We start from the raw sequence: 20,390 nt of genomic DNA, 5'->3' as shown, positions 1-20,390 counted from the left end.
ATCACCCTGACCGCCTGATACCCGCAACAACAAACTTGCCAATCTTTAAGAAGAGGCCGGGAGCCAGAAAATGAAAAACAGAGCCGGAAGACTCAGTATGGGACAGGGAGGCAACAAGCTGGTTGCCGGTCTGATTGCCGCACTGATTGCACTCACCGTCCTGCTCGTTGTGGTCCTGTTTATCATTAACAGTGACAGCCAGAACGACCAGGAGTACATCGCCAACACCGCTGAGCTGAGGGTGCTTTCCCAGGCCATTGCGAAGAACGCGACAGAAGCCGCGGGCGGTACCGCCGAAGCCTTTAACCAGCTCCGGCGTTCACGGGATGAGTTCCAGACGCTCTGGAACAACGTCTCTGAGGGCAACCCGGAAACCGGCCTCCCACCCAGCGAATTGGCCAACCAGAGTGGTGTAAAAGACAACTGGAATACGGTTCGTGAAAACGCCGACAGCATCCTGTCGACCCAGGACGCGGTTCTGGGCCTGCACGAAGTTGCGCGTACACTGAACGAAACCATTCCGCAGCTGCAGGTTGAGTACGACGACATTGTTCAGATCCTGCTCGACAACGACGCCCCGGCCGAGCAGATCGCGCTGGCACAGCGTCAGTCACTGCTGGCGGAACGGATCGTGCGCTCGGTCAACAACGTACTGTCCGGTGACGAAGACGCGGTTATCGCCGCAGACCGTTTCGGACGTGACGCCAGCCTGTTCGGACGGGTACTGGAAGGACAGCTCAACGGCAACCCGGCCATGGGCATCTCGAAGGTAGACGATGAAGACGCCATCTACGGTCTCGAAGCCGTCGATGAACTGTTTGAGTTCGTCTCCCAAAACGTAGACGCCATTCTTGAAGCCTCTCCCGACCTCTTCAAGGTGCGTACTGCGGCCAGCGATATCTTCCAGAATTCCGAAATCCTGCTCTCCGAGCTGTCCGTGCTGGCGGAAGGCTTCCGGAACCAGTCTGGCTCTCGACTGGTCAGCCCGACTCTCGCCTTCATCATCCTGGCTGCCATGGTTGCCATCGTGGTTATGATCGGCCTGGCCCTGTACCGGGAAGCCCAGGAACGCCTGTCTACGACTCAGGAGCAGAACGAACAGAACCAGAACGCGATCCTGCGACTGCTGGACGAACTGGCCGACCTGGCCGATGGTGACCTGACTACCGAGGCCACAGTAACCGAGGACTTCACCGGTGCCATCGCCGACTCCATCAACTACGCGATCGACCAGATGCGCGGACTGGTACAGGCGATTCGAGGCACTGCGGTTCGGGTCGCATCAGCGTCCCAGGAAACCCAGGCCACGGCCATGCATCTGGCCGACGCCTCCGAGCACCAGGCTCAGGAAATTGCCGGCGCCTCTGCCGCGGTAAACGAGATGGCGGTCTCCATCGACCAGGTATCTTCGAACGCTGCCGAATCCTCCGCAGTTGCTGAGCGGTCGGTTGCGATCGCGAAGAAAGGTGCCGAGGTGGTACAGAACACCATCCGTGGCATGGACAACATCCGTGAGCAGATCCAGGAAACATCCAAGCGGATCAAGCGCCTGGGTGAGTCCTCCCAGGAAATCGGTGACATCGTATCGTTGATCAACGACATCGCCGACCAAACCAACATCCTGTCCCTGAACGCCGCGATCCAGGCCTCCATGGCCGGTGACGCAGGCCGGGGCTTCGCGGTCGTTGCCGACGAAGTTCAGCGCCTGGCGGAACGTTCTTCTGCGGCAACCAAGCAGATTGAAGCCCTGGTTAAGACGATCCAGTCTGACACCAACGAGGCGGTTATTTCCATGGAACACACCACCGCCGAGGTGGTCCGTGGTGCACGCCTGGCCCAGGATGCCGGTATCGCGCTCGAGGAAATCGAGAACGTATCCATGTCTCTGGCGGAGCTGATCCAGAACATCTCCAACGCCGCACGACAGCAGTCGTCGTCCGCTGCCCACATCTCCAACACCATGAACGTTATCCAGGAAATCACGTCCCAGACTTCGTCCGGTACCAACGCGACCGCGAAGTCTATCGGTAACCTGGCAGAAATGGCGTCCGAGCTGCGGTCCTCCGTGGCCGGCTTCACCCTGCCAGAGGAAGACGTGGCCGACCACGAAGAAGAGGAAGACAGCGACGTTCCGGTGGTGGGCTGATTTTCGGTCTGGGGCTGTTGACGGTTTATGGCGCAAATGCATAACAACCTGTCACCCGCCGAAGGCATCTGGTCACTGCGCCGACTCCCTGACATGGACGAGGCGCAGTTCAGCCAGTGGCAGACCTTGCTGGAGCATCGTACCGGGATAACCCTGTCGGCAGAGCGGCGCTCATTTCTGGAAACCAATCTTGGCATCCGGATGCGTGAAATCGGCTGCGACAGCTATCAGGCCTACTACGAGAAAATCGTATCCGGGCCCGATGCCATCCAGGAATGGTCAACACTGGTGGATCGTCTAACGGTCCAGGAAACCCGCTTCTTCCGGGATCCGGATGCCTTTCGCCTGGTGGCGGATTACGTGCTGACCCGACCGAGGGAACAGTTGCGCAAGCGGCCATTGGAAGCCTGGAGTGTCGGGTGTTCAAGCGGTGAAGAACCCTACACCCTGGCCATGGTGCTGAACGAATGCATGAGCCAGCTGGAGTTGCAGCCCTTATTTGGGATTACCGGTTCCGACATCAGCAAACCCGCAATTGACAAGGCCCGAGACGGCCTGTTCAACCCCCGCAAGTTGATGGGGATGGACGAAGAGCTGAAAAACCGGTATTTCCGCCCGGCCGAGCGGAACACCGTAGAGATTGTAGAATGCATCCGTGAGCGGGTGTGTTTTACCAGACTCAACGTGCTGGACCTCGATCAGGCTCCCATGCACGGAATGAACATTATCTTCTGCCAGAATCTGCTGATCTATTTCCGCCGCTGGCGCCGGCGGGAAATAGTCAGGCGACTTGCAGAGCGGCTGGCGCCCGGGGGGTTGCTGGTGCTGGGCCAGGGAGAGCTGACCGATTGGCAGCCACCGGGTCTGCAGAGACTACCCTCGGAACATGTACTGGCGTGGATCAAGCGCCAGACTGACGAAGAATAACCGGAGTGGTTATGGGCAATCACCATGACAGCATCGCCCTCGACTGGGTTCGGGGCGAGATACAGGACACGCTGACCCAGGGTCAGTATGCACTGGAAGCGTATGTCGAGAATCGAGACGACACCGCGCGCCTGCGCTTCTGCCTGAATTATCTTCATCAGGTGCATGGCACCCTGCAGATGGTTGAGCTTTTCGGCGCAGCCCTGCTGACCGAAGAGATGGAGAAGCTGACCCAGGCCGTGCTGAACGACACCGTCGCCAATGTCGACGAGGCCGTCGAAGTGTTGATGCAGGCGATCCTTCAGCTGCCCCAGTATCTGGATCACCTGGCCAGCAGCCGGGACGATTTCCCAATGGTGCTGCTGCCCCTGCTGAACGACCTTCGGGCTGCGCGCGGCGAAGCCCTGCTGTCAGATACATCTCTGTTCAAACCCGATCTGAGTCGCTCGCTCATGCGAGTCACTGGCAAGGTGTCCCAGCGCCTGCAGGACCCGAAGGTCCTCGGTCATATTCGCAAGCTGCGCCAGATGTACCAGTTTGCCCTGGCCGCCGTCATCCGCGAAGAAGATCTAGCAGCCCATTTCGATTACATGCAGAAGGTCATCCAGCGCCTTATTCGGCTGTGCCAGAAAACGCCCCGGGGCGAACTTTGGAAAGCAGCCAGCGCCTTCGTTGAGACCCTGCAGGCCCACGTAAACCCGGTCAACGCTGCGGTTAAATCCCTCCTGCGGGAACTGGACAGCGAAATTCGTCGACTCACCGACGAACACGCCGATATCCTGCAACAGCCGGCACCTGAGGCGCTGCTGAAGCACCTTCTTTATTACGTCGCCCGGGCCCGGGATCTGGAAGCACCCCAGGTCCAGAGTCTGCGGTCTGAATACCAGCTGGACCAAGCCCTGCCTTCCGAGGACGACGTAGACGCTGCCCGTAACCGGGTTTCCGGCCCCGGCCGTGAAGCAATCCACTCGGTAGTCAGCGCCCTCAATGAGGAGCTGTCCAAGCTCAAGGACCAGCTCGATTTGTTTGTTCGCGCCGAACAGCGCCAGAACAGCGAGCTGGAAGATCTACTCCCCGGCTTACGTCAGGTAGCGAACACCCTGGCGGTACTGGGTCTGGGTATTCCCCGCAAGGTCGTTACCGAACAGATCGAACTGGTCAACAAACTGAGCAACCAAATGGAGCCCGTCGACGACGGCACCATGATGGACATTGCCGGCGCTCTGCTCTACATCGAAGCCAGTCTGGCTGGCCTCGACAGCGACGGCCAGTCTGACGACGACACCGACAGTGACCAAGACCAGACGGTTAATCTGGGTTCCCGGGAACTTGGCGACGCCAACGGCGCACTGCTGCGCGAATCCCGGAACACCCTGGAGCAAGTCAAGACCGCCATTGTCAATTTCATTGCATCACAGTGGGATACCCGGGAAATCGAGCACGTGCCCGGGCTGCTACACAGCATTCGGGGCGGCCTTGGCCTGATTCCCCTGAACCGCGTTGCCGACATGCTGGCCTCAGCCGAACGCTACCTCACCGACGTGCTACTCAGCGGAAAACAGGTACCGGACTGGAAGGAACTCGACACCCTGGCCGACGCCGTTACCAGCATCGAATACTATCTGGAGCGTTTGGCCGAGGGCATTGGTGAGAATGAAACCATCCTGAAAGTCGCCGAAGACAGCCTGGCATCGCTTGGCTTCCCGGTCGGTGCCGAGCCGACCTGGTCCGAAGCCAGCACCGAAGACCTAGCGCCGGTCATCGAACCCGCAGAAGAAGACTCCGTCGCCCCTGCACCCGAGACCGCGAAATCCTCCGATCAAGAGCTGCTGGACGACGAGATCCTGGGCATCTTTATCGAAGAAGCCGAGGAAGTCCTCGAAACCATTCACGAACACTATCCACAGCTGCGCCAGCACCACGACGACCACGCTGCACTGACTGAAGTGCGCCGAGCCTACCATACCCTCAAGGGCAGTGGCCGCCTGGTTGGTGCCACCAGCCTCGGTGAACTGGCCTGGTCGGTGGAAAACCTGCTGAACCGGGTGATCGATCGGACCATCAAACCCACGGACGAGATGTTTTCCCTCATCGATGAGGTCAACACTCGGATCCCGTCGCTAATCAATGAATTCCGGGAAGGCCAGGCCACCGGCGACGTTGGTGAACTGATTCAGCGTGCAGAGGCGATGGCTACCACCCGCCGCACCGAGCAGGGCACAGAAGCAAGCGCCGCAGCCCCGGTTGAGCCGAAGCAGTCAGCTGAAACGGAAAGCACCGAGACACCAGCACCTGAGCCAGCCGCCGAAGCACCTATAGCCGCAGGTTTCGCCGACGACGATGATCTGATCGACGATGAAATCCTTGAGATCTTCATCGAAGAAGCCGGCGAGGTTCTGGACACCGTTCGCGAATACCTGCCGATGCTGCTGCGCCAGCACGATGACCGCACCGCGCTGTCGGAAGTTCGCCGGGCGTATCACACCCTTAAGGGCAGCGGCCGAATGGTCGGTGCCCTGGCTGTGGGTGAGCTGGCCTGGTCAGTGGAAAACATGCTGAACCGTGTAATCGACGGCAGCATCTTCATGAACGATGACGTTGCCGGCCTGCTGGAAGAAGTCACCGCGGCTCTACCGGCCCTGGTCGAGGATTTCGAGAAACGCCGGGCGCCAAGCAGCGACACCAGTGCTCTTCAGGCTCGCGCCAATGCCTTGGCCAACGGTGAAATTCCCGATGCCAGCAGCATGCCCACCTCCGAGACCGAGGTTGAGCCTACCGATATTACTGATACGACTGAAGCCGGCCGCAATGACGCCGACGTCGACCCGGTGCTGCTCGATATCTTCGAGAGCGAAACCGAGACCCACCTGCAAACGCTCAAGGATTACCTTGCGGCAGCCGGTGACAAGACTTCGGTTTCCTACACCGACGATCTCTCCCGGGCCCTACACACCCTCAAGGGCAGTGCCCATACAGCGGGCATCGCGCCGATTGCCGCGGTGATCACGCCACTTGAGCGCTTCGTCAAGGAATCCCGGGCCCAGAACAAACGTGCTGATCGCGAAGTGGTGTCCTGCATCGCTGATGCCTGCGGCTTCCTGACCGAAGGCCTGGCCCAAATCCGGATCAATCCTCAGGCGCCCCTTCCGGGTACCGACGCGTTCCTGGCGAAACTGGATCGGCTCTCCCACGAGACCTTGCACCGCCCCCGTGACGCCAGCAGCGACGAACCGACACCGGAGGCGCCGCCGCAGCTGGTGCAGCTGTTCCTGAACGAAGGCCTGGACATCGTTCTGGACGCCGACCACATTCTCGATCAGTGGGCCAGCAACCCTCAGGAAACCGAGTCGCTCAACACCTTGCGGACGGAACTGGGACAACTGACTGAGGGCGCCGCCGACGCCGGCTTGCACGACGTCTCCTCGCTTTCTGGCGCGCTTAAAGAGGCCTACGACAAGGCCGCTGCCTCGGAGCAGGCAACGCCGGATGAAGCGTTTATCGAGACCGTACGCGATGCCCAGGAACAGCTGATCAACACCATGGATCAGGTTGCCGCCGGACTCGCGACCGAGTCCAGCGACGACATCCTGGCTCGCCTGGAAACTCTGATTCAGGAGCCCGAGCAGGCCAGTGAACTGGCCGAAGCCATCAACCAGGAGTTCACCGAAGACCTGGAAGCCATCGATCTTGGCCTGGACCTCGAAGAGATCGAGCCGGCCGTCTCGGAGGCTGAAGTACCGCAGGAGGTAGCCGAGGAGACCGCACCATCCGACGCCGATGAATCCGACGACGAGCTGGACCAGGAGCTCGCGGAAATTTTCCTTGAAGAAGCCATCGAGCTCATCGACAGCACGGCGGACGCACTGCAGAACTGGAGCGAAAGCACTCACAACCTGGATTTACTGCGATTACTGCAGCGAGACCTGCATACCCTGAAAGGCGGGGCACGCCTGGCGGACATCCCCTCCATCGGCGACCTGTCCCACGAGCTGGAAAACCTGTTTGAAGGCCTGACTGAGCAGCGGCTGTCGGTCAATGACGACCTGTCTGATCTGTTGTTCCGGGCACACGATCGTCTTGCCGGTATGGTCGAGGCATTGCAGGCCTCAGAAACACCTCGCCCGGCCCCGGATCTGATCGGTGAAATCCAGGCCTACATGGACACCGCCAGCGGTTCCCGCCCGGTTACCGACGTCAGCCCGGCATCTGATACGCCAGCGGAAGAAGAGGCGCTGCCGGTCCCGGACCTTGAAGAGGAAGAGGAACCAGCACCAAGCCAGGACCTCTCGCCCGACGACAACATTGCCGATCTATCTCACCTGGACCCGGAACTGGTGGGCATCTTCCTGGAAGAAGCCTACGACCTGATCAATTCCACCGGCAGTGCGCTGCACACCTGGAGCGAAGACCCATCCAACCGAACCGTAGCCGCAGAATTGCAGCGCGACGTGCATACCCTGAAAGGCGGTGCACGCATGGCGGGCGTCGAGGCGATTGGCGACCTGACCCACGTCCTTGAAGACCTGTTCGAAAAAGTGGCCGAAGGTCAGCTGGATGCCAGCGACGACATGAACAACCTGCTGTTTGCCTGTCACGACCGGCTGGCACAGATGGTTGAGCAGGTTGCCACCCAGAAGCCTTGCCCGCCAGCAGAAGAACTGGTGGCCAAGGTGCAGGCCATCCTGCGCGGCGAGACGCTGACCGAAGAGCCAACACGGGCGGAGCCAGAGTCTGAGCCCGAGTCCGATGGGTTCGGGGCCGTCCAGGCCTCGGCCGAACCAGAGCATGACGTCGAAACCGAAGCCGATGCGGACGAGCTGTCCGCCATCACTGAGCCGCTCGCCAACGCCAATGACGACGATCTGATTGGTATCTTCCTGGACGAAGGCCTGGAAATCCACAGTGCCATCGGCGAGTGTCTTGCACAGTGGCGCGAGGAGCCGGATGAGCTGTCCGGTGTGACCCAGCTGCAACAGGAACTGCATACCCTGAAAGGTGGCGCCCGCCTTTCAGATGTCGATCCGATCGCGGACCTGGCTGAGGCCTGGGCTGATGCATTGGATCCACTGATTGCCGGTTCCAACAACCAGCAGGCTCTGCTGGCATTGAGTGGGCGCGCTCTGGATTCGCTGAAAGCCATGCTCATCACCCTGGAGGATGGCAAACAGCCGGAAGCCGACAGCGCACTGATTGAGGCCTTGCAAACTGCCCACGATGTGGCGGCAGCCGACACCGGAGCGGCACAGCCTGAGCCAGCTGAGGCCGAGCAGCAAGTGGACCCGGAAGTTCTGGAAATCTTCCTGGAAGAAGCTGGCGAAATCATGGACCAGCTCGAGCAGCTTTTGGACGACTGGCACAAAGAGCCGTCCAACCATACCTTCAATCAGGAAGCCCAGCGGGCGCTGCATACGTTGAAAGGGGGCGCCCGCCTATCACAACTGGCTCAGCTGGGAGATAAGGCCCACAGCCTGGAAACCCGGCTGATTGACCTTGGCGGCAATGCCCCCAACGCAAGCCAGTGGCAGAGTATTACCCAGGATCACGACACCATCATCGCCATGGTGGCGGACATCCGGAAACGCTTCGAATCCGGTGACACCGCACCGGAGCCGACCCCGGCACCCGAGCCAGCCCCGGAATCGGCCCAGCCACCAGCATCGACCGCGCATCCTGAGGCGACGGCAACTGAAGCCAAGGCTCCGGATTCAAACCTGCCCAAGCCCGCCAAACCGCCGGCGAAGCTGGGGGCGAAAGCCCGCAAAAAGGCGGCCGATAGTCAGCGCGCGGCCCAGGAAACCATCCGGGTTTCGGCCCCTCTTCTGGACGAACTGGTTAACTTGGCGGGTGAAACCAGTATCACCCGTGGCCGCCTGGAAACCCAGACCAGTGACTTCGGCCATACCCTGGACGAAATGGCCGCCACCATCGAGCGTCTGCGCGAGCAGCTGCGCCGCATGGAAATCGAAACCGAAGCCCAGATCCTGTTCAGTGCCGAGAAAGAACACGGCCCTGACTACGGCGACGACTTCGACCCGCTGGAGATGGACCGCTACTCCTCTATCCAGCAGTTGTCCCGGGCCCTGACCGAATCCTCGTCGGACCTTGCCGACCTGCGCGAGACACTGTCCGACCGGGTTCGTGATACCGAAACCCTGCTGGTGCAGCAGTCGCGGATCAATACGGAACTGCAGGAAGGTCTGATGAAGACCCGCATGATTCCGTTCGCCTCGATGGTGCCGCGTCTGCGTCGTATCGTTCGCCAGATCAGCGGTGAGTTGGGCAAGAAAGTGGACTTTGATGTCCGCAACGCCGAAGGCGAAATGGACCGCAACATCCTCGAACGGATGATTGCACCACTGGAGCACATGCTCCGGAATGCCCTCGACCACGGAATTGAGACGCCGGCGGATCGAAAGGCCCACGGCAAGCCGGAAACCGGTGAAGTGGTGTTGTCACTGACCCGCGAAGGCGGTGACGTGGTGCTGCGGATGATGGACGACGGCAAGGGCATTCCGTCCGATGTCATTCGCGACAAGGCGATCCGCCAGAATATGATGCGTGCGGACGAAGACCTCACCGAGCGGGAAATCCTGCAGTTCATCCTGCAACCCGGCTTCTCCACCGCCCAGCAGGTGACCCAGATCTCCGGCCGCGGTGTCGGCATGGACGTGGTCGCCAGTGAAATCAAACAGCTCGGCGGCAGTCTGGATATAGATTCCGCCGCTGGCCGCGGCACCACCTTTACCGTGCGCCTGCCGTTTACGGTATCGGTCAACCGCGCGTTGATGGTATCAACCGGTGAAGACTTCTACGCTATCCCTCTCAACACCATCGAGGGCATTGTTCGGGTCAGCACCTACGAGCTGGAGGAATACTACAAGCCGGACGCGCCGATGTACGAGTACGCCGGTCAGGAATACCGGCTGCAGTATTTGGGCAACCTGCTGAACAGTGATCACCAGCCGAAACTCCAGGGTCAGGCCCTGCCGTTGCCGGTGATCCTGGTACGGGGCGCGGAACAGCCCATGGCGTTGCAGGTGGACCACCTGATGGGTAGCCGCGAAATCGTGGTTAAATCCCTCGGACCCCAGTTCAGCTCCGTCCGCGGCGTATCCGGTGCGACCATTCTTGGTGACGGTAACGTGGTGGTGATTCTCGACCTGCCGGCGATGATCCGTTCCGACATCCTGTCCGAGCGTCAACGTCTGGCCAGCCTCGAGAAAGCCCGTGAAGCGGAACGCTACGAAGAGCGGGTCACCACCGTCATGGTGGTGGATGACTCGGTCACGGTGCGTAAGGTCACCTCGCGCCTGCTGGAACGAAACGGCATGGAAGTGGTGCTGGCGAAAGACGGCCTGGATGCGGTGGCGCAACTGCAAGACCACAAGCCGGACGTCATCCTGCTCGATATCGAAATGCCGCGGATGGATGGTTTCGAAGTGGCCAGCTTTGTTCGCCACGACGACAACCTGCGGGAGACACCGATCTGCATGATCACCTCCCGAACCGGCGAGAAGCACCGGGAGCGGGCCATGGCCATCGGCGTAAACGAATACCTGGGCAAGCCGTTCCAGGAAACCGAGCTGCTTGAGACCATCAAACGGCTGACCGGTAACCAGTGATGGCCGGCCAGTGTGGCCGGCCCAGAGTCGGGATAATCTCGGATATTGTGCTGCAGCGGCATCGGCTGCAGGCAGCAACGGCCAAGGTCGGTCTCGATATCTGCTTCTCGGGAGATCCGGAGCGCCTGCTGGGTTACCCCGATTTTCCGGCGGCCGGCCTCTGGCTGGTGACGCTGGAAGACGAAGCCGATCACCCGGCACTGTTCGATCACTTGCTGGAAAACACCGACGCACCCGTGCTGTTTGGCCTGGATCCGGCGCCCAAGCCCGGCGGCACCGATTACTTCCGTTGGGAACGCCGGTTGCTGAGCAAGCTGGAAGATCAGCTCGGCGACCTTGAAGAGCTGGATTCCGAAGCCAGCATCGAGCAGCTGGAAGTCCAGGTACCGGCAACCGCCACGCCGCCCACCCTGCCGCACTGGATAACACCCGCCGCCCCAGGCTCTGTTGCCGAGGAAATCTGGGTTCTCGGCGCCTCGCTGGGTGGGCCCTCGGCGGTCAAGTCGTTTCTCGATCACCTGCCACCGGGCCTGCCCATTGGCTTTATTTATGCCCAGCACATCGACAACAACTTCACCGAGGTACTGACCCGAGTTCTGGGTCGCCACTCTCATTACGCCCTGAAGCGAGCCGAAGAGGGCTACCGCGTTCAGAATGGCGATGTGGTGCTGATGCCGGTGGACCACGAGTGGCGAGTGGACGCCGCCGGGGCGCTGACCGAATTAAGCAGTCCCTGGCCCGGCCCTTATGGGCCCTCCATCGACCAGGTTCTGCTGAACGTCGCCGACCATTACGGTGCACGCTGCCATGCTATCCTGTTTTCTGGCATGGGCAACGATGGCGCCATCGCTGCGCCCATGCTGAGAGCCTACGGCAGCCGAATATGGGTGCAGGAGCACACCAGCTGCGGTAACAGCTCAATGCCGGATTCGGTTGCCGCCACCGGCTGCTCCACGCTCAGTGGCACACCGGAAGAACTGGCCCGGGAGCTGGTCAAAACCATTGAAGAATCGTGCCTGCTCAAAGGCCGGCACAAACGGGACTCCGCCTGAGGACACAAGCAATGAACGACAACAGCCAGACACTCTCCTGCGTTATGATCCCCATGGGCGAGCGGCAACTGTTACTTCCGAACGTCTCCATTGCCGAGGTGGTGGATTACGCCAGTTCCTCCGCAGGGACCGACACGCCGGAATGGCTGGTAGGCTTTCTGGACTGGCGCGGTTTGCAACTACCGGTGATTTCCTACGACGCCGCCAATGGCGGCAGCCTCAGTGTTCCCGGCGCCAATCGGGGACGCATTGTGGTGCTTAACACCATCGGCGAGCACCACCAGCGGCTTCCGTTCATTGCCCTGGTCACCCAGGGTATTCCCAGCCAGGCCCGCCTCACTGACAGCCAGATCAAACAACTGGACGGCGAAGCCGGACCGGCCGATCTGATGCAGGTCGAGGTCGACGGCGACAACGCCTGGATCCCCAACCTGGAATACCTCGAAGGTCTGGCCAACGAATCTCGCCCCTGAGCCTGCTGTACCATGGCGGGGATTTTCGGAAATGTTATAATGTTGCAAACTTTTCCGGATTCCCGCTATGTCTGCCCGCGCACTGCCCTATCGCCCGCACAACCACGATACCTGTGTCACCCAGGCGCTCACTGACGCCCGCACCATCTGCCAGGATCGTAACGTTCGCCTGACGCCCACACGGGAGCGGGTGCTGGAGCTGATCTGGCAATCCCACAAGCCGCTGGGGGCCTACGATGTCCTGGCCCAGCTGTCCGACGACGGTCACAACGCCGCACCGCCAACGGTTTACCGGGCGCTGGATTTTCTGCAGCAGAATGGCCTGGTCCATCGCATTGCCTCACTCAACGCCTTTATTGGCTGCACCCACACGGGTGAACACCACACCGGTATGTTTCTGATCTGCCAGGGCTGCGGCAACGTTCTGGAATTGACCGCGCCGTCGGTATCCGGGGCCATCAAGGTCGCCGCTGAAGCCGAATCCTTCGCACTGGATGACGTCACCCTGGAGATCGCCGGTCTATGCCCGCGCTGCCAAAGCGAACAAGACGAAACAGGAGCGCCGGGCAATGAGTGAATTACTGGCAACCCTGAACCAGGTCACGGTGGAATTTGACGACCGACTGGTGGTCGATCGCGTCAACCTGACCGTGCACCGGGGCGATATCATTACCATTATTGGTCCTAACGGCGCCGGGAAAACCACCCTGATAAGGGCCATACTGGGCCTTCAGAAAGCCTCCAGTGGTGAAGTCACCCTGTCCCGCAAACTGGTGATCGGCTACGTCCCCCAGCATCTTGCCCTGGAATCGACCCTACCCCTGAGCGTCAAACGCTTCATGATGCTGACCGGGCGGACGCTGCCAGAATGCCAGGCAGCCTTGGAGAAAACCGGCGTTGGCCACCTGTTGGATGCCTCTGTGCATCACCTGTCCGGTGGTGAGAAGCAACGGCTGTTGCTGGCTCGGGCCCTGGTCCGGGAACCTGACCTGTTGGTACTGGACGAACCGGCCCAGGGCGTCGACATCAATGGCCAGGCCGCGCTGTACGAACTGATCCGCCAGCTTCGTGACGAACTCAACTGCGGCATCATTATGATCTCCCACGACCTGCACTTGGTCATGGCCGCCACCGATAAGGTCATCTGCCTGAACCAGCACATCTGCTGCAGCGGCCACCCGGCCGATATTTCCCACGATCCGGCTTTCATCGAAACCTTCGGCCCTCGGGTGGCGGAATCCCTCGCGGTTTACCATCACCACCACAACCACCGCCATGATCTCCACGGCGACGTGGTGGAAAGCGAACCGAGTTCGTCCGTTATCGACCATCAGGAGTGCTCCGGCCATGCCCATCATTGACGCCGTGCTGAACGACTTTTTCTGGCGGGCGCTGATCGGCGGCCTGGGCGTGGCCCTGGTAGCCGGGCCCCTGGGCTGCTTCGTGGTCTGGCGCCGGATGGCCTACTTCGGCGATACCCTGGCACACTCGGCCTTGCTCGGTATTGCCCTGAGCTTCCTGATCAGCGTGCCGCTGCACGTTGGCGTGGTACTGACCTGCATGGTGCTGGCCATCGCCCTGGTGCTGTTTTCCCGAACCCGCGCCCTCGCCACCGACACCTTGCTCGGCATCCTCGCCCACAGCGCCCTTGCCATAGGTCTGGTCACACTCAGTTTCATGCCTGACGTCCGGGTGGATCTCACCGGCCTGTTGTTTGGCGATCTGCTCGCCATGAGCCGTGCCGACCTGTTCTGGATCTATGGCGGTGCCGCAGTGATCCTGACCCTGCTGGCCACGCTCTGGCATGGTCTGCTGATGAGCACCATTCACCCGGAACTGGCCCGGGTGGAAGGCCTGCCGGTGGAGCGTCTGCGCCTGGTCCTGGTCCTGATGTTTTCCGTGGTCATCGCGGTGGCGATGAAAATCGTGGGTGTCCTGCTGATTACGGCTCTGCTGATCATTCCTGCTGCCACCGCCCGACGACTGGCCCACGGTCCGGAGCACATGGTCGGTCTGGCGATGATGTTCGGTTTCGTCGCGGTTACCGGAGGCTTGAGCCTGTCCTGGTACCTGGACACGCCGGCCGGCCCTTCCGCGGTAGTGACCGCGTTTCTGACCTTCCTGCTGGTTTACGGCACCGCCGGCAAAGCCCGGATTTGAGAATTTCCCAGCTACCAATGACTGGTCTAAAGTGAAGGGACACTACTAAGTGAGTATGGCACTCCACCGCCATGACTCGGGAAGACGCGCATGGACAGCACATCGACTCACCCAACCAGTCGGCCCCGCCTTTGGCCAGGCCTGTGGGTGCCATTGGTTATTCTAATCGTCGGCGTAGCCTCCACCGCGTTTACTGCCCATCAGGAATCACACCGGGCCCGCCAACTGGCCGAGGCCCACTACCAGGCCGAACACCAGGCCCTGGTTAATCTGTTGCTCGCCAGAGCCCCGGGCCAGGTCAGCGACGATACTTTAGCGCAGCGCGCAACCCGGGACTGGCTACAAGCGGTATTCAGCAATGCGCTAACGCCCAACCTCGGTATCCGAGTTGATACCCTGGCAAGACACACCAAGCGCCCACTGTTCGAGATTCGAACCCAAGGCCCCATTGACCCCACCCTGGCTCTGCGTACCGAAATCAGTTCGAAGAATTTCAGCTGGATGCTGACCACGGTGCCAGCCCGGGCGCTCCTTGAGCAGGCCTCCAATACCGCACTCAGAAACGTCTGGCTGGCTGGCGGCTGCCTGACCCTGGTGGCAACGGTGTTGGCGTTGGTGCAATGCGGCCGACTGCATACCAAGGCGAAACAGATCTGGGAAATGGAGCTTCGGGAAGCGGGCTTTGACCAGCAAGTGAACAACCTACAGGTCGAGAAGACCATCCTGCGCCGGGCTCTTGATGACAGTGAGCAACGCAGCCGAGATCTGGTGGCACTGTCCGGAGCGATCATTGGTGAACTCGACGAAACCGGCCACATTGGTTTTATTTCGCCGCAACTCGCTGATTTTCTGGAACGGGCACCGGCCGATCTCGCCGGCCAACCCTTTGAAAAACTGATGGTGGCAAACTGCCGAGAGAATTTTAGACGGGCATTGAACGCCGCTCGCGCCGATCAATCCATCGAACGCATTGACGTGCCGCTGCATCACGGCGACGGCGAGAGCACCGTCGAGGTCACCCTCCGGATTTTGGCACTGACCGATCCGGTGCATGGCCTGAGCGGCTTCCGCCTCAGCGCCGTGCCCCACCCCTAGCATGAATTCCCTAAGTCAGGGTCTTGTGGGTGCCATCGCACAAAGGCGCTGAACCGGTCTGCTTGCAACCGCAGAACCAGACCCACGCCTTTTTTTCCGCGGTGAATTTTACTGGGCTGAACCCAGTGCCCTTGTGGGAGCCATCGCAAAACGGCTGGCTTTGGCTGCGGCCACAGGCGCACCACAGGTAGTTTTTGCCCGCCTCAACCAGCACGGAATAGGGTGTCTTACTGGCAACCAGCGCCTTGTCATCACTCATACCACCTCCGGTAACAATCTTGCCCTCAGGTAGAGGCAGTATAGACAATTCCAGAAAGGCACTTGCCTGGGCAGTCATTGCCGGTTATCGTATATTCACTTTTTAGCATATGCGATTTTAAGGATATAAATGAGCGCTGAAGCAAGCTACCAGAGAACCCGCCCAAGCAACACGGATGGCGCGTAATGGGCCTGTTCGAACGTTACCTCAGTGTCTGGGTTGGCCTGGCCATTGTTCTGGGCATGACCACCGGCAGCCTGTTTCCGGGCGTCTACGAGGTCATAGCCAACCTGACCTACGCACACGTGAACTTGGTTGTTGCCGTGTTCATCTGGGCGATGATCTACCCGATGATGGTCCAGATCGACTTTTCGGCGATCCGGCAGGTGGGCCGCGAGCCGCGCGGGCTGGTGCTGACACTGGTGGTGAACTGGCTGATCAAACCCTTCACCATGGCCGCCCTCGGCTGGCTGTTCTTCAAGGTGTTGTTCGCGGGGATGATTGATCCGGCCACCGCCACCGAATACATCGCCGGTATGATTCTGCTTGGGGTCGCACCCTGCACCGCCATGGTGTTCGTATGGAGCCAGCTGACCCGGGGCAACGCTGCCTATACCCTGGTGCAGGTGTCGGTGAACGACATCATCATGATCTTTGCCTTTGCGCCGATTGCCGCGTTGCTCTTGGGCCTGTCTTCCATCACCGTACCCTGGCAGACGCTGTTGCTGTCGGTTCTTCTGTACGTAGTCGCCCCCCTCATTGCCGGCGTCCTGACCCGACGCTATCTTTTAAGGCAGGGCAAGCAGCGGCTGGAAGACTGGCTGCACCACAGCAAACCGACCACCGTGCTCGGGTTGCTGGCGACCGTCGCCCTGCTGTTCGGGCTTCAGGCCGAACGCATCCTCGACAACCCGGTCGCCATTGGGCTGATCGCGATACCGCTGCTGATCCAGAGCTACGGTATTTTCATCATTGCCTATCTGGCCGCCCGTAAAATGCGGCTGCCGCACGACATAGCGGCGCCGGCCGGGCTGATCGGAACGTCAAATTTCTTTGAATTGGCGGTTGCGGTCGCCATTAGCCTGTTTGGGCTGACCTCGGGCGCGGCCCTGGCGACCGTGGTCGGCGTTCTGGTGGAGGTTCCGGTTATGCTGTCGCTGGTGGCCTTCGCTAACCGGACCCGACACTGGTTTCCAAAGCCAACCTCTTCCTGACCAACGAAAACCCTGGCCCAGCGCTATTTAGGAGGCACTGAACATGAGCACCATCAAAGTAGGCATTAACGGCTTTGGTCGAATTGGCAGGCTGGCGTTGCGTGCCGCCTGGGACTGGCCAGACGTTGAGTTTGTGGCCATTAACGATCCGGGGGCAGATGCCGGAACCCTGGCTCACCTGCTCACCTTCGACAGTATCCATGGCCGCTGGGATCGGGACGCCGGCGTCGACGGCACTCATATAGTGATCGACGACCGACGTATCCGGGTGACTCACAACCGCACCATCGCCGAGACCGACTGGTCCGGCTGTGACGTGGTCATCGAAGCCAGTGGTGTGATGAAGAAAGTCGATGTTCTGCAGGACTACCTGAATCAGGGCGTCAAACGGGTAGTAGTCACGGCACCGGTGAAGGAAGCGGGCGCCAAGAATCTGGTTATGGGGGTGAACGATGACCTGTTTGATCCGTCCACCGATCGCATCGTCACCGCCGCGTCCTGCACCACCAACTGCCTGGCGCCGGTGGTCAAGGTGATTCACGAACAACTGGGCATCAAGCACGGCTCTATCACCACCATTCACAGCCTGACCAACACCCAGACCATCATCGACGCCCCTCACAAAGACCTGCGCCGGGCCCGGGCCTGCGGCAGCTCACTGATTCCAACCACTACCGGCTCCGCCACCGCCATCATCGAGATCTTTCCGGAACTGAAGGACCGGCTGGACGGGCACGCGGTCCGTGTCCCCCTCACCAACGCTTCTCTGACCGACTGCGTGTTCGAAGTTGACACGCCAACGGACCGGGACACCGTCAACCGGTTGCTGAAAGAAGCCGCCGAAGGCGAACTGAACGGGATTCTGGGCTACGAGGAACGGCCACTGGTGTCCATCGACTACCGTACCGACCCCCGCTCCTCGATCATTGATGCGCTGTCGACGATGGTGGTCAATGGAACCCAGGTAAAACTCTATGCCTGGTACGACAATGAATGGGGCTACGCCAACCGGACCGCCGAACTTGTGCGCAAGGTGGGCACTGCCTGAGATGACGACCGCCATCCGACAGTACCTGGTCATTACCGGAAATTACTGGACCTTTACCCTGACCGACGGCGCCCTGAGAATGCTGGTGGTGCTACATTTCCACCAGCTCGGCTACTCACCGCTGGAAATTGCCCTGCTCTTTGTCTTCTATGAGTTTTTCGGGGTGGTCACCAATCTGCTCGGCGGCTACCTGGGCGCGCGCATGGGCCTCAATCGCACCATGAATCTGGGCCTGTTGCTGCAGATAGTTGCGCTGGCGATGCTGGCCGTGCCAGCCGCCGCCTTAACAGTACCCTGGGTCATGGCGGCCCAAGCGCTGTCCGGTATCGCCAAGGACCTGAACAAGATGTCGGCCAAGAGTGGCATCAAACTGCTGGTCTCAGATGCCGAGCAAGGCAAGCTCTATCGCTGGGTGGCACTCCTGACCGGCTCCAAGAATACCCTCAAAGGCGTGGGCTTCTTTCTGGGCGGAGTGCTGTTGATGGCGATCGGGTTCCAGGGTGCCGTTATTGCCATGGCCTCGGTGCTGGTGCTGATCTGGCTGTCCAGTCTGGTGCTGTTGCAGCAGGAGCTTGGCAAGAGCAAGGCCAAGCCCAAGTTCACCGACATCTTGTCCAAGAGCCGTCCGATCAACCTGCTCTCGGGTGCCCGGCTATTCCTGTTCGGCGCCCGGGACGTCTGGTTCGTGGTGGCCCTACCAGTTTACCTGCACACGGTGTTCGGCTGGGATTTCTGGCAGGTGGGTGGTTTCATGGCCAGCTGGGTCATTGGCTACGGTATCGTGCAGACCCTGGCACCACGCATCACCGGCGATCAGGCGGGGCGCCTGCCGGCGGTGCTCTGGGCCGCGCTACTGGCGGTGGTTCCGGCGGCCATTGCCCTGGGGCTGATCACCGGAGTATCACCGCAGGTGGCGGTCGTTGGCGGGCTGCTGCTGTTCGGTGTGCTGTTCGCCATCAACTCGTCCCTGCACAGCTACTTGATCGTCAGCTATGCTCGCGGCGATGGTGTCTCCCTGGACGTTGGCTTCTATTACATGTCCAACGCCGCCGGCCGCCTGCTGGGCACGGTGCTGTCGGGCTGGGTCTACCAGGTTTATGGCCTTGAGGCCTGCCTGTGGCTGTCCGCCGCGCTGATCGCCCTGGCTGCGCTGATCACGACCGGTCTACCGGAACGGCGCCCGGTCTCGGCCTGAGGCTCAGAGCGGGCGCAGCACCTCGGTCAGCTTGCCGGTTTCGGTCAGTTCCATGAACTCATCACCCAGGCGGTCGCTTTCGGCAATCGCCTTGCGCCAGGCCCGCTCCCGGCCCTGGTCATTATTCACGTAAGTCTCGAAATCCTTCCGGTCCGGCAGCTTGCGGTCCGGGAGGGTATCCAGGTATTCCTTCGACGGCGCCACCAATACCACGTCCTGCAGCCGGGTGGCATCGCCACGGCGCCAGGGTAGCGTCTTGTCAAACCAGCCCGGCACCACCTTATCGGTGAAGTGCGGGTACAGAATCACTCCGGGCTGCTCATAGGGCAGATCCAGGTGATAGTCCAGCAGTCCGCCGTCCCGATACACGCCCTCCGGTGCGCCCGGAATATTGCGAACCCCGGACATCACCATGGGGATAGACGCCGACGCCAACAGGGCCGGCAACAGGTTGTCACGGGTCAGGGTCACTTCGTGGCTCGGGAAATCAATCAGCTTGGAGACCGGCGCCTTGAGCCGAGCGTCGTGCAGAATTCCCCGCTCCATGAACCGGCCCAGGTGACGGCGGCTGACCATGTTGGCACTGATGGCGTTCATCAGCCCCAGACTGAGCCGGCCCCGGGTATCGTGCTCGAGCATGCCCAGACTGCGAACCACTACGACGTTCAACCGATACCAGGGATGGTTGAGGATGTAATCCTCACAACCGGCCAGCAGCGTTTCCAGGAACAACACACTCTTGCGACTGACTTCTGCCGCGCTGACGCCCTTGGCAAACCGCTGGGAAGTGTACAGCTCCGCCAGTTTCGCCAGCTGAGCCTTGGGATCGTCGGAGGAAGCGACGGCAGCAAAGCGCCAGCTGCCAATGGACGAACCAATCAACGAGCGTTCCTGGGGCACCCGGGGCAGCCAGTCGCCGAAGATCGCTTTGTCCAGGCCGCTGAGCCCCAGCGCCTTGGGGCCGCCGGCGGCCCCGGGCACCACGTGCACGTCTTCTGGGCTCAGCGGTTTGTCTTTCAGGCGCTGCAAGGCGCGGCGACCGGCGCGAATGGTTAATGCTGGCGGCCGGGTGTGGATAGCAGTCATGATGTATTCCCTGTGGTCAGTGCGCGCAGTTTAACGAAGCAACGGGGCAGCGGCCAACTGGCTCTATCCATGTGTCGCCTAAAAGTACACTGCTTGCTTTTTTGCCGCAAACT

The 20,390-nt window shown here is 60.7% G+C and carries 14 protein-coding genes; 12 read left to right on the top strand and 2 right to left on the bottom strand.

Going from position 1 to position 20,390, the window contains the following annotated elements; translation table 11 throughout:
• Positions 1–70: 70 nt before the first annotated feature.
• The 9 genes from FGO67_RS03690 (at position 71) to FGO67_RS03650 (ending at position 15,475) form a co-directional block, all read left to right on the top strand.
• Positions 71–2,146 carry a methyl-accepting chemotaxis protein gene (locus FGO67_RS03690; RefSeq protein ID WP_203299362.1) on the top strand — a complete coding sequence of 692 codons (2,076 nt, stop codon included), beginning with the start codon at positions 71–73 and terminating at the stop codon, positions 2,144–2,146.
• Positions 2,147–2,173: 27 nt separating this feature from the next.
• Positions 2,174–3,073, top strand: a complete 900-nt coding sequence (locus tag FGO67_RS03685; protein WP_203299361.1) for a CheR family methyltransferase — start codon at positions 2,174–2,176, stop codon at positions 3,071–3,073.
• 11 nt (positions 3,074–3,084) lie between these two features.
• Positions 3,085–10,695 (top strand): Hpt domain-containing protein, encoded by a 7,611-nt coding sequence (locus tag FGO67_RS03680; protein WP_203299360.1) that lies wholly within the window; start codon positions 3,085–3,087, stop codon positions 10,693–10,695.
• Positions 10,695–11,747, top strand: a complete 1,053-nt coding sequence (locus tag FGO67_RS03675) for a chemotaxis protein CheB (protein ID WP_203299359.1) — start codon at positions 10,695–10,697, stop codon at positions 11,745–11,747. Before FGO67_RS03680 ends, FGO67_RS03675 begins: the two co-directional genes overlap by 1 nt.
• An 11-nt stretch (positions 11,748–11,758) precedes the next feature.
• Positions 11,759–12,220 (top strand): chemotaxis protein CheW, encoded by a 462-nt coding sequence (locus FGO67_RS03670; RefSeq protein WP_203299358.1) that lies wholly within the window; start codon positions 11,759–11,761, stop codon positions 12,218–12,220.
• A gap of 67 nt (positions 12,221–12,287) precedes the next feature.
• On the top strand, positions 12,288–12,797 hold the full coding sequence (locus FGO67_RS03665) for a Fur family transcriptional regulator (RefSeq protein ID WP_203299357.1): 510 nt from the start codon (positions 12,288–12,290) through the stop codon (positions 12,795–12,797).
• Positions 12,790–13,581, top strand: coding sequence for a zinc ABC transporter ATP-binding protein ZnuC (znuC, locus tag FGO67_RS03660; protein WP_203299356.1), 792 nt, complete (start codon positions 12,790–12,792; stop codon positions 13,579–13,581). Before FGO67_RS03665 ends, znuC begins: the two co-directional genes overlap by 8 nt.
• 7 nt (positions 13,582–13,588) lie before the next feature.
• Complete coding sequence (locus FGO67_RS03655; protein WP_420844497.1) at positions 13,589–14,380, top strand: metal ABC transporter permease; 792 nt, start codon at positions 13,589–13,591, stop codon at positions 14,378–14,380.
• Positions 14,381–14,470: 90 nt separating this feature from the next.
• A complete protein-coding gene (locus FGO67_RS03650; protein WP_203299354.1) occupies positions 14,471–15,475 on the top strand; it encodes a PAS domain-containing protein in 1,005 nt (334 codons plus the stop codon).
• Between the two features lie 10 nt (positions 15,476–15,485).
• Here the strand turns inward: FGO67_RS03650 and FGO67_RS03645 are convergent, their stop codons facing one another.
• Positions 15,486–15,734, bottom strand: coding sequence for a CDGSH iron-sulfur domain-containing protein (locus FGO67_RS03645; protein WP_203299353.1), 249 nt, complete (start codon positions 15,732–15,734; stop codon positions 15,486–15,488).
• Positions 15,735–15,919: 185 nt separating this feature from the next.
• On the opposite strand from FGO67_RS03645, the gene arsB reads away from it, so the two are divergent.
• The 3 genes from arsB to arsJ are packed head-to-tail and all read left to right on the top strand — an operon-like array spanning position 15,920 to position 19,191.
• Entirely contained in the window at positions 15,920–16,948 is a 1,029-nt protein-coding gene (arsB, locus tag FGO67_RS03640) for an ACR3 family arsenite efflux transporter (protein ID WP_203299352.1), read from the top strand.
• A 43-nt stretch (positions 16,949–16,991) separates the two neighbouring features.
• Complete coding sequence (locus FGO67_RS03635) at positions 16,992–17,996, top strand: ArsJ-associated glyceraldehyde-3-phosphate dehydrogenase (protein WP_203299351.1); 1,005 nt, start codon at positions 16,992–16,994, stop codon at positions 17,994–17,996.
• Position 17,997: 1 nt separating this feature from the next.
• Complete coding sequence (gene arsJ, locus FGO67_RS03630; protein ID WP_203299350.1) at positions 17,998–19,191, top strand: organoarsenical effux MFS transporter ArsJ; 1,194 nt, start codon at positions 17,998–18,000, stop codon at positions 19,189–19,191.
• 3 nt (positions 19,192–19,194) lie between these two features.
• On the opposite strand, the gene FGO67_RS03625 is transcribed toward arsJ, so the two are convergent.
• On the bottom strand, positions 19,195–20,277 hold the full coding sequence (locus FGO67_RS03625) for a patatin-like phospholipase family protein (RefSeq protein WP_203299349.1): 1,083 nt from the start codon (positions 20,275–20,277) through the stop codon (positions 19,195–19,197).
• Positions 20,278–20,390 lie beyond the last annotated feature (113 nt).

The organism is Marinobacter sediminum (assembly GCF_016820575.1).
Lineage (GTDB): Bacteria > Pseudomonadota > Gammaproteobacteria > Pseudomonadales > Oleiphilaceae > Marinobacter > Marinobacter sediminum.
This window is presented reverse-complemented; position numbering and strand designations above follow the sequence as displayed.

Excerpts from the sequence above, each read along its gene's own strand:
- FGO67_RS03665 (WP_203299357.1), top strand. The coding sequence starts at position 12,288 with ATGTCTGCCCGCGCACTGCCCTATCGCCCGCACAACCACGATACCTGT.
- FGO67_RS03670 (WP_203299358.1), top strand. The coding sequence starts at position 11,759 with ATGAACGACAACAGCCAGACACTCTCCTGCGTTATGATCCCCATGGGC.
- FGO67_RS03650 (WP_203299354.1), top strand. The coding sequence starts at position 14,471 with ATGGACAGCACATCGACTCACCCAACCAGTCGGCCCCGCCTTTGGCCA.
- FGO67_RS03635 (WP_203299351.1), top strand. The coding sequence starts at position 16,992 with ATGAGCACCATCAAAGTAGGCATTAACGGCTTTGGTCGAATTGGCAGG.
- arsJ (WP_203299350.1), top strand. The coding sequence starts at position 17,998 with ATGACGACCGCCATCCGACAGTACCTGGTCATTACCGGAAATTACTGG.
- FGO67_RS03675 (WP_203299359.1), top strand. The coding sequence starts at position 10,695 with ATGGCCGGCCAGTGTGGCCGGCCCAGAGTCGGGATAATCTCGGATATT.
- znuC (WP_203299356.1), top strand. The coding sequence starts at position 12,790 with ATGAGTGAATTACTGGCAACCCTGAACCAGGTCACGGTGGAATTTGAC.
- FGO67_RS03680 (WP_203299360.1), top strand. The coding sequence starts at position 3,085 with ATGGGCAATCACCATGACAGCATCGCCCTCGACTGGGTTCGGGGCGAG.
- FGO67_RS03690 (WP_203299362.1), top strand. The coding sequence starts at position 71 with ATGAAAAACAGAGCCGGAAGACTCAGTATGGGACAGGGAGGCAACAAG.
- arsB (WP_203299352.1), top strand. The coding sequence starts at position 15,920 with ATGGGCCTGTTCGAACGTTACCTCAGTGTCTGGGTTGGCCTGGCCATT.
- FGO67_RS03645 (WP_203299353.1), bottom strand. The coding sequence starts at position 15,734 with ATGAGTGATGACAAGGCGCTGGTTGCCAGTAAGACACCCTATTCCGTG.
- FGO67_RS03685 (WP_203299361.1), top strand. The coding sequence starts at position 2,174 with ATGGCGCAAATGCATAACAACCTGTCACCCGCCGAAGGCATCTGGTCA.
- FGO67_RS03625 (WP_203299349.1), bottom strand. The coding sequence starts at position 20,277 with ATGACTGCTATCCACACCCGGCCGCCAGCATTAACCATTCGCGCCGGT.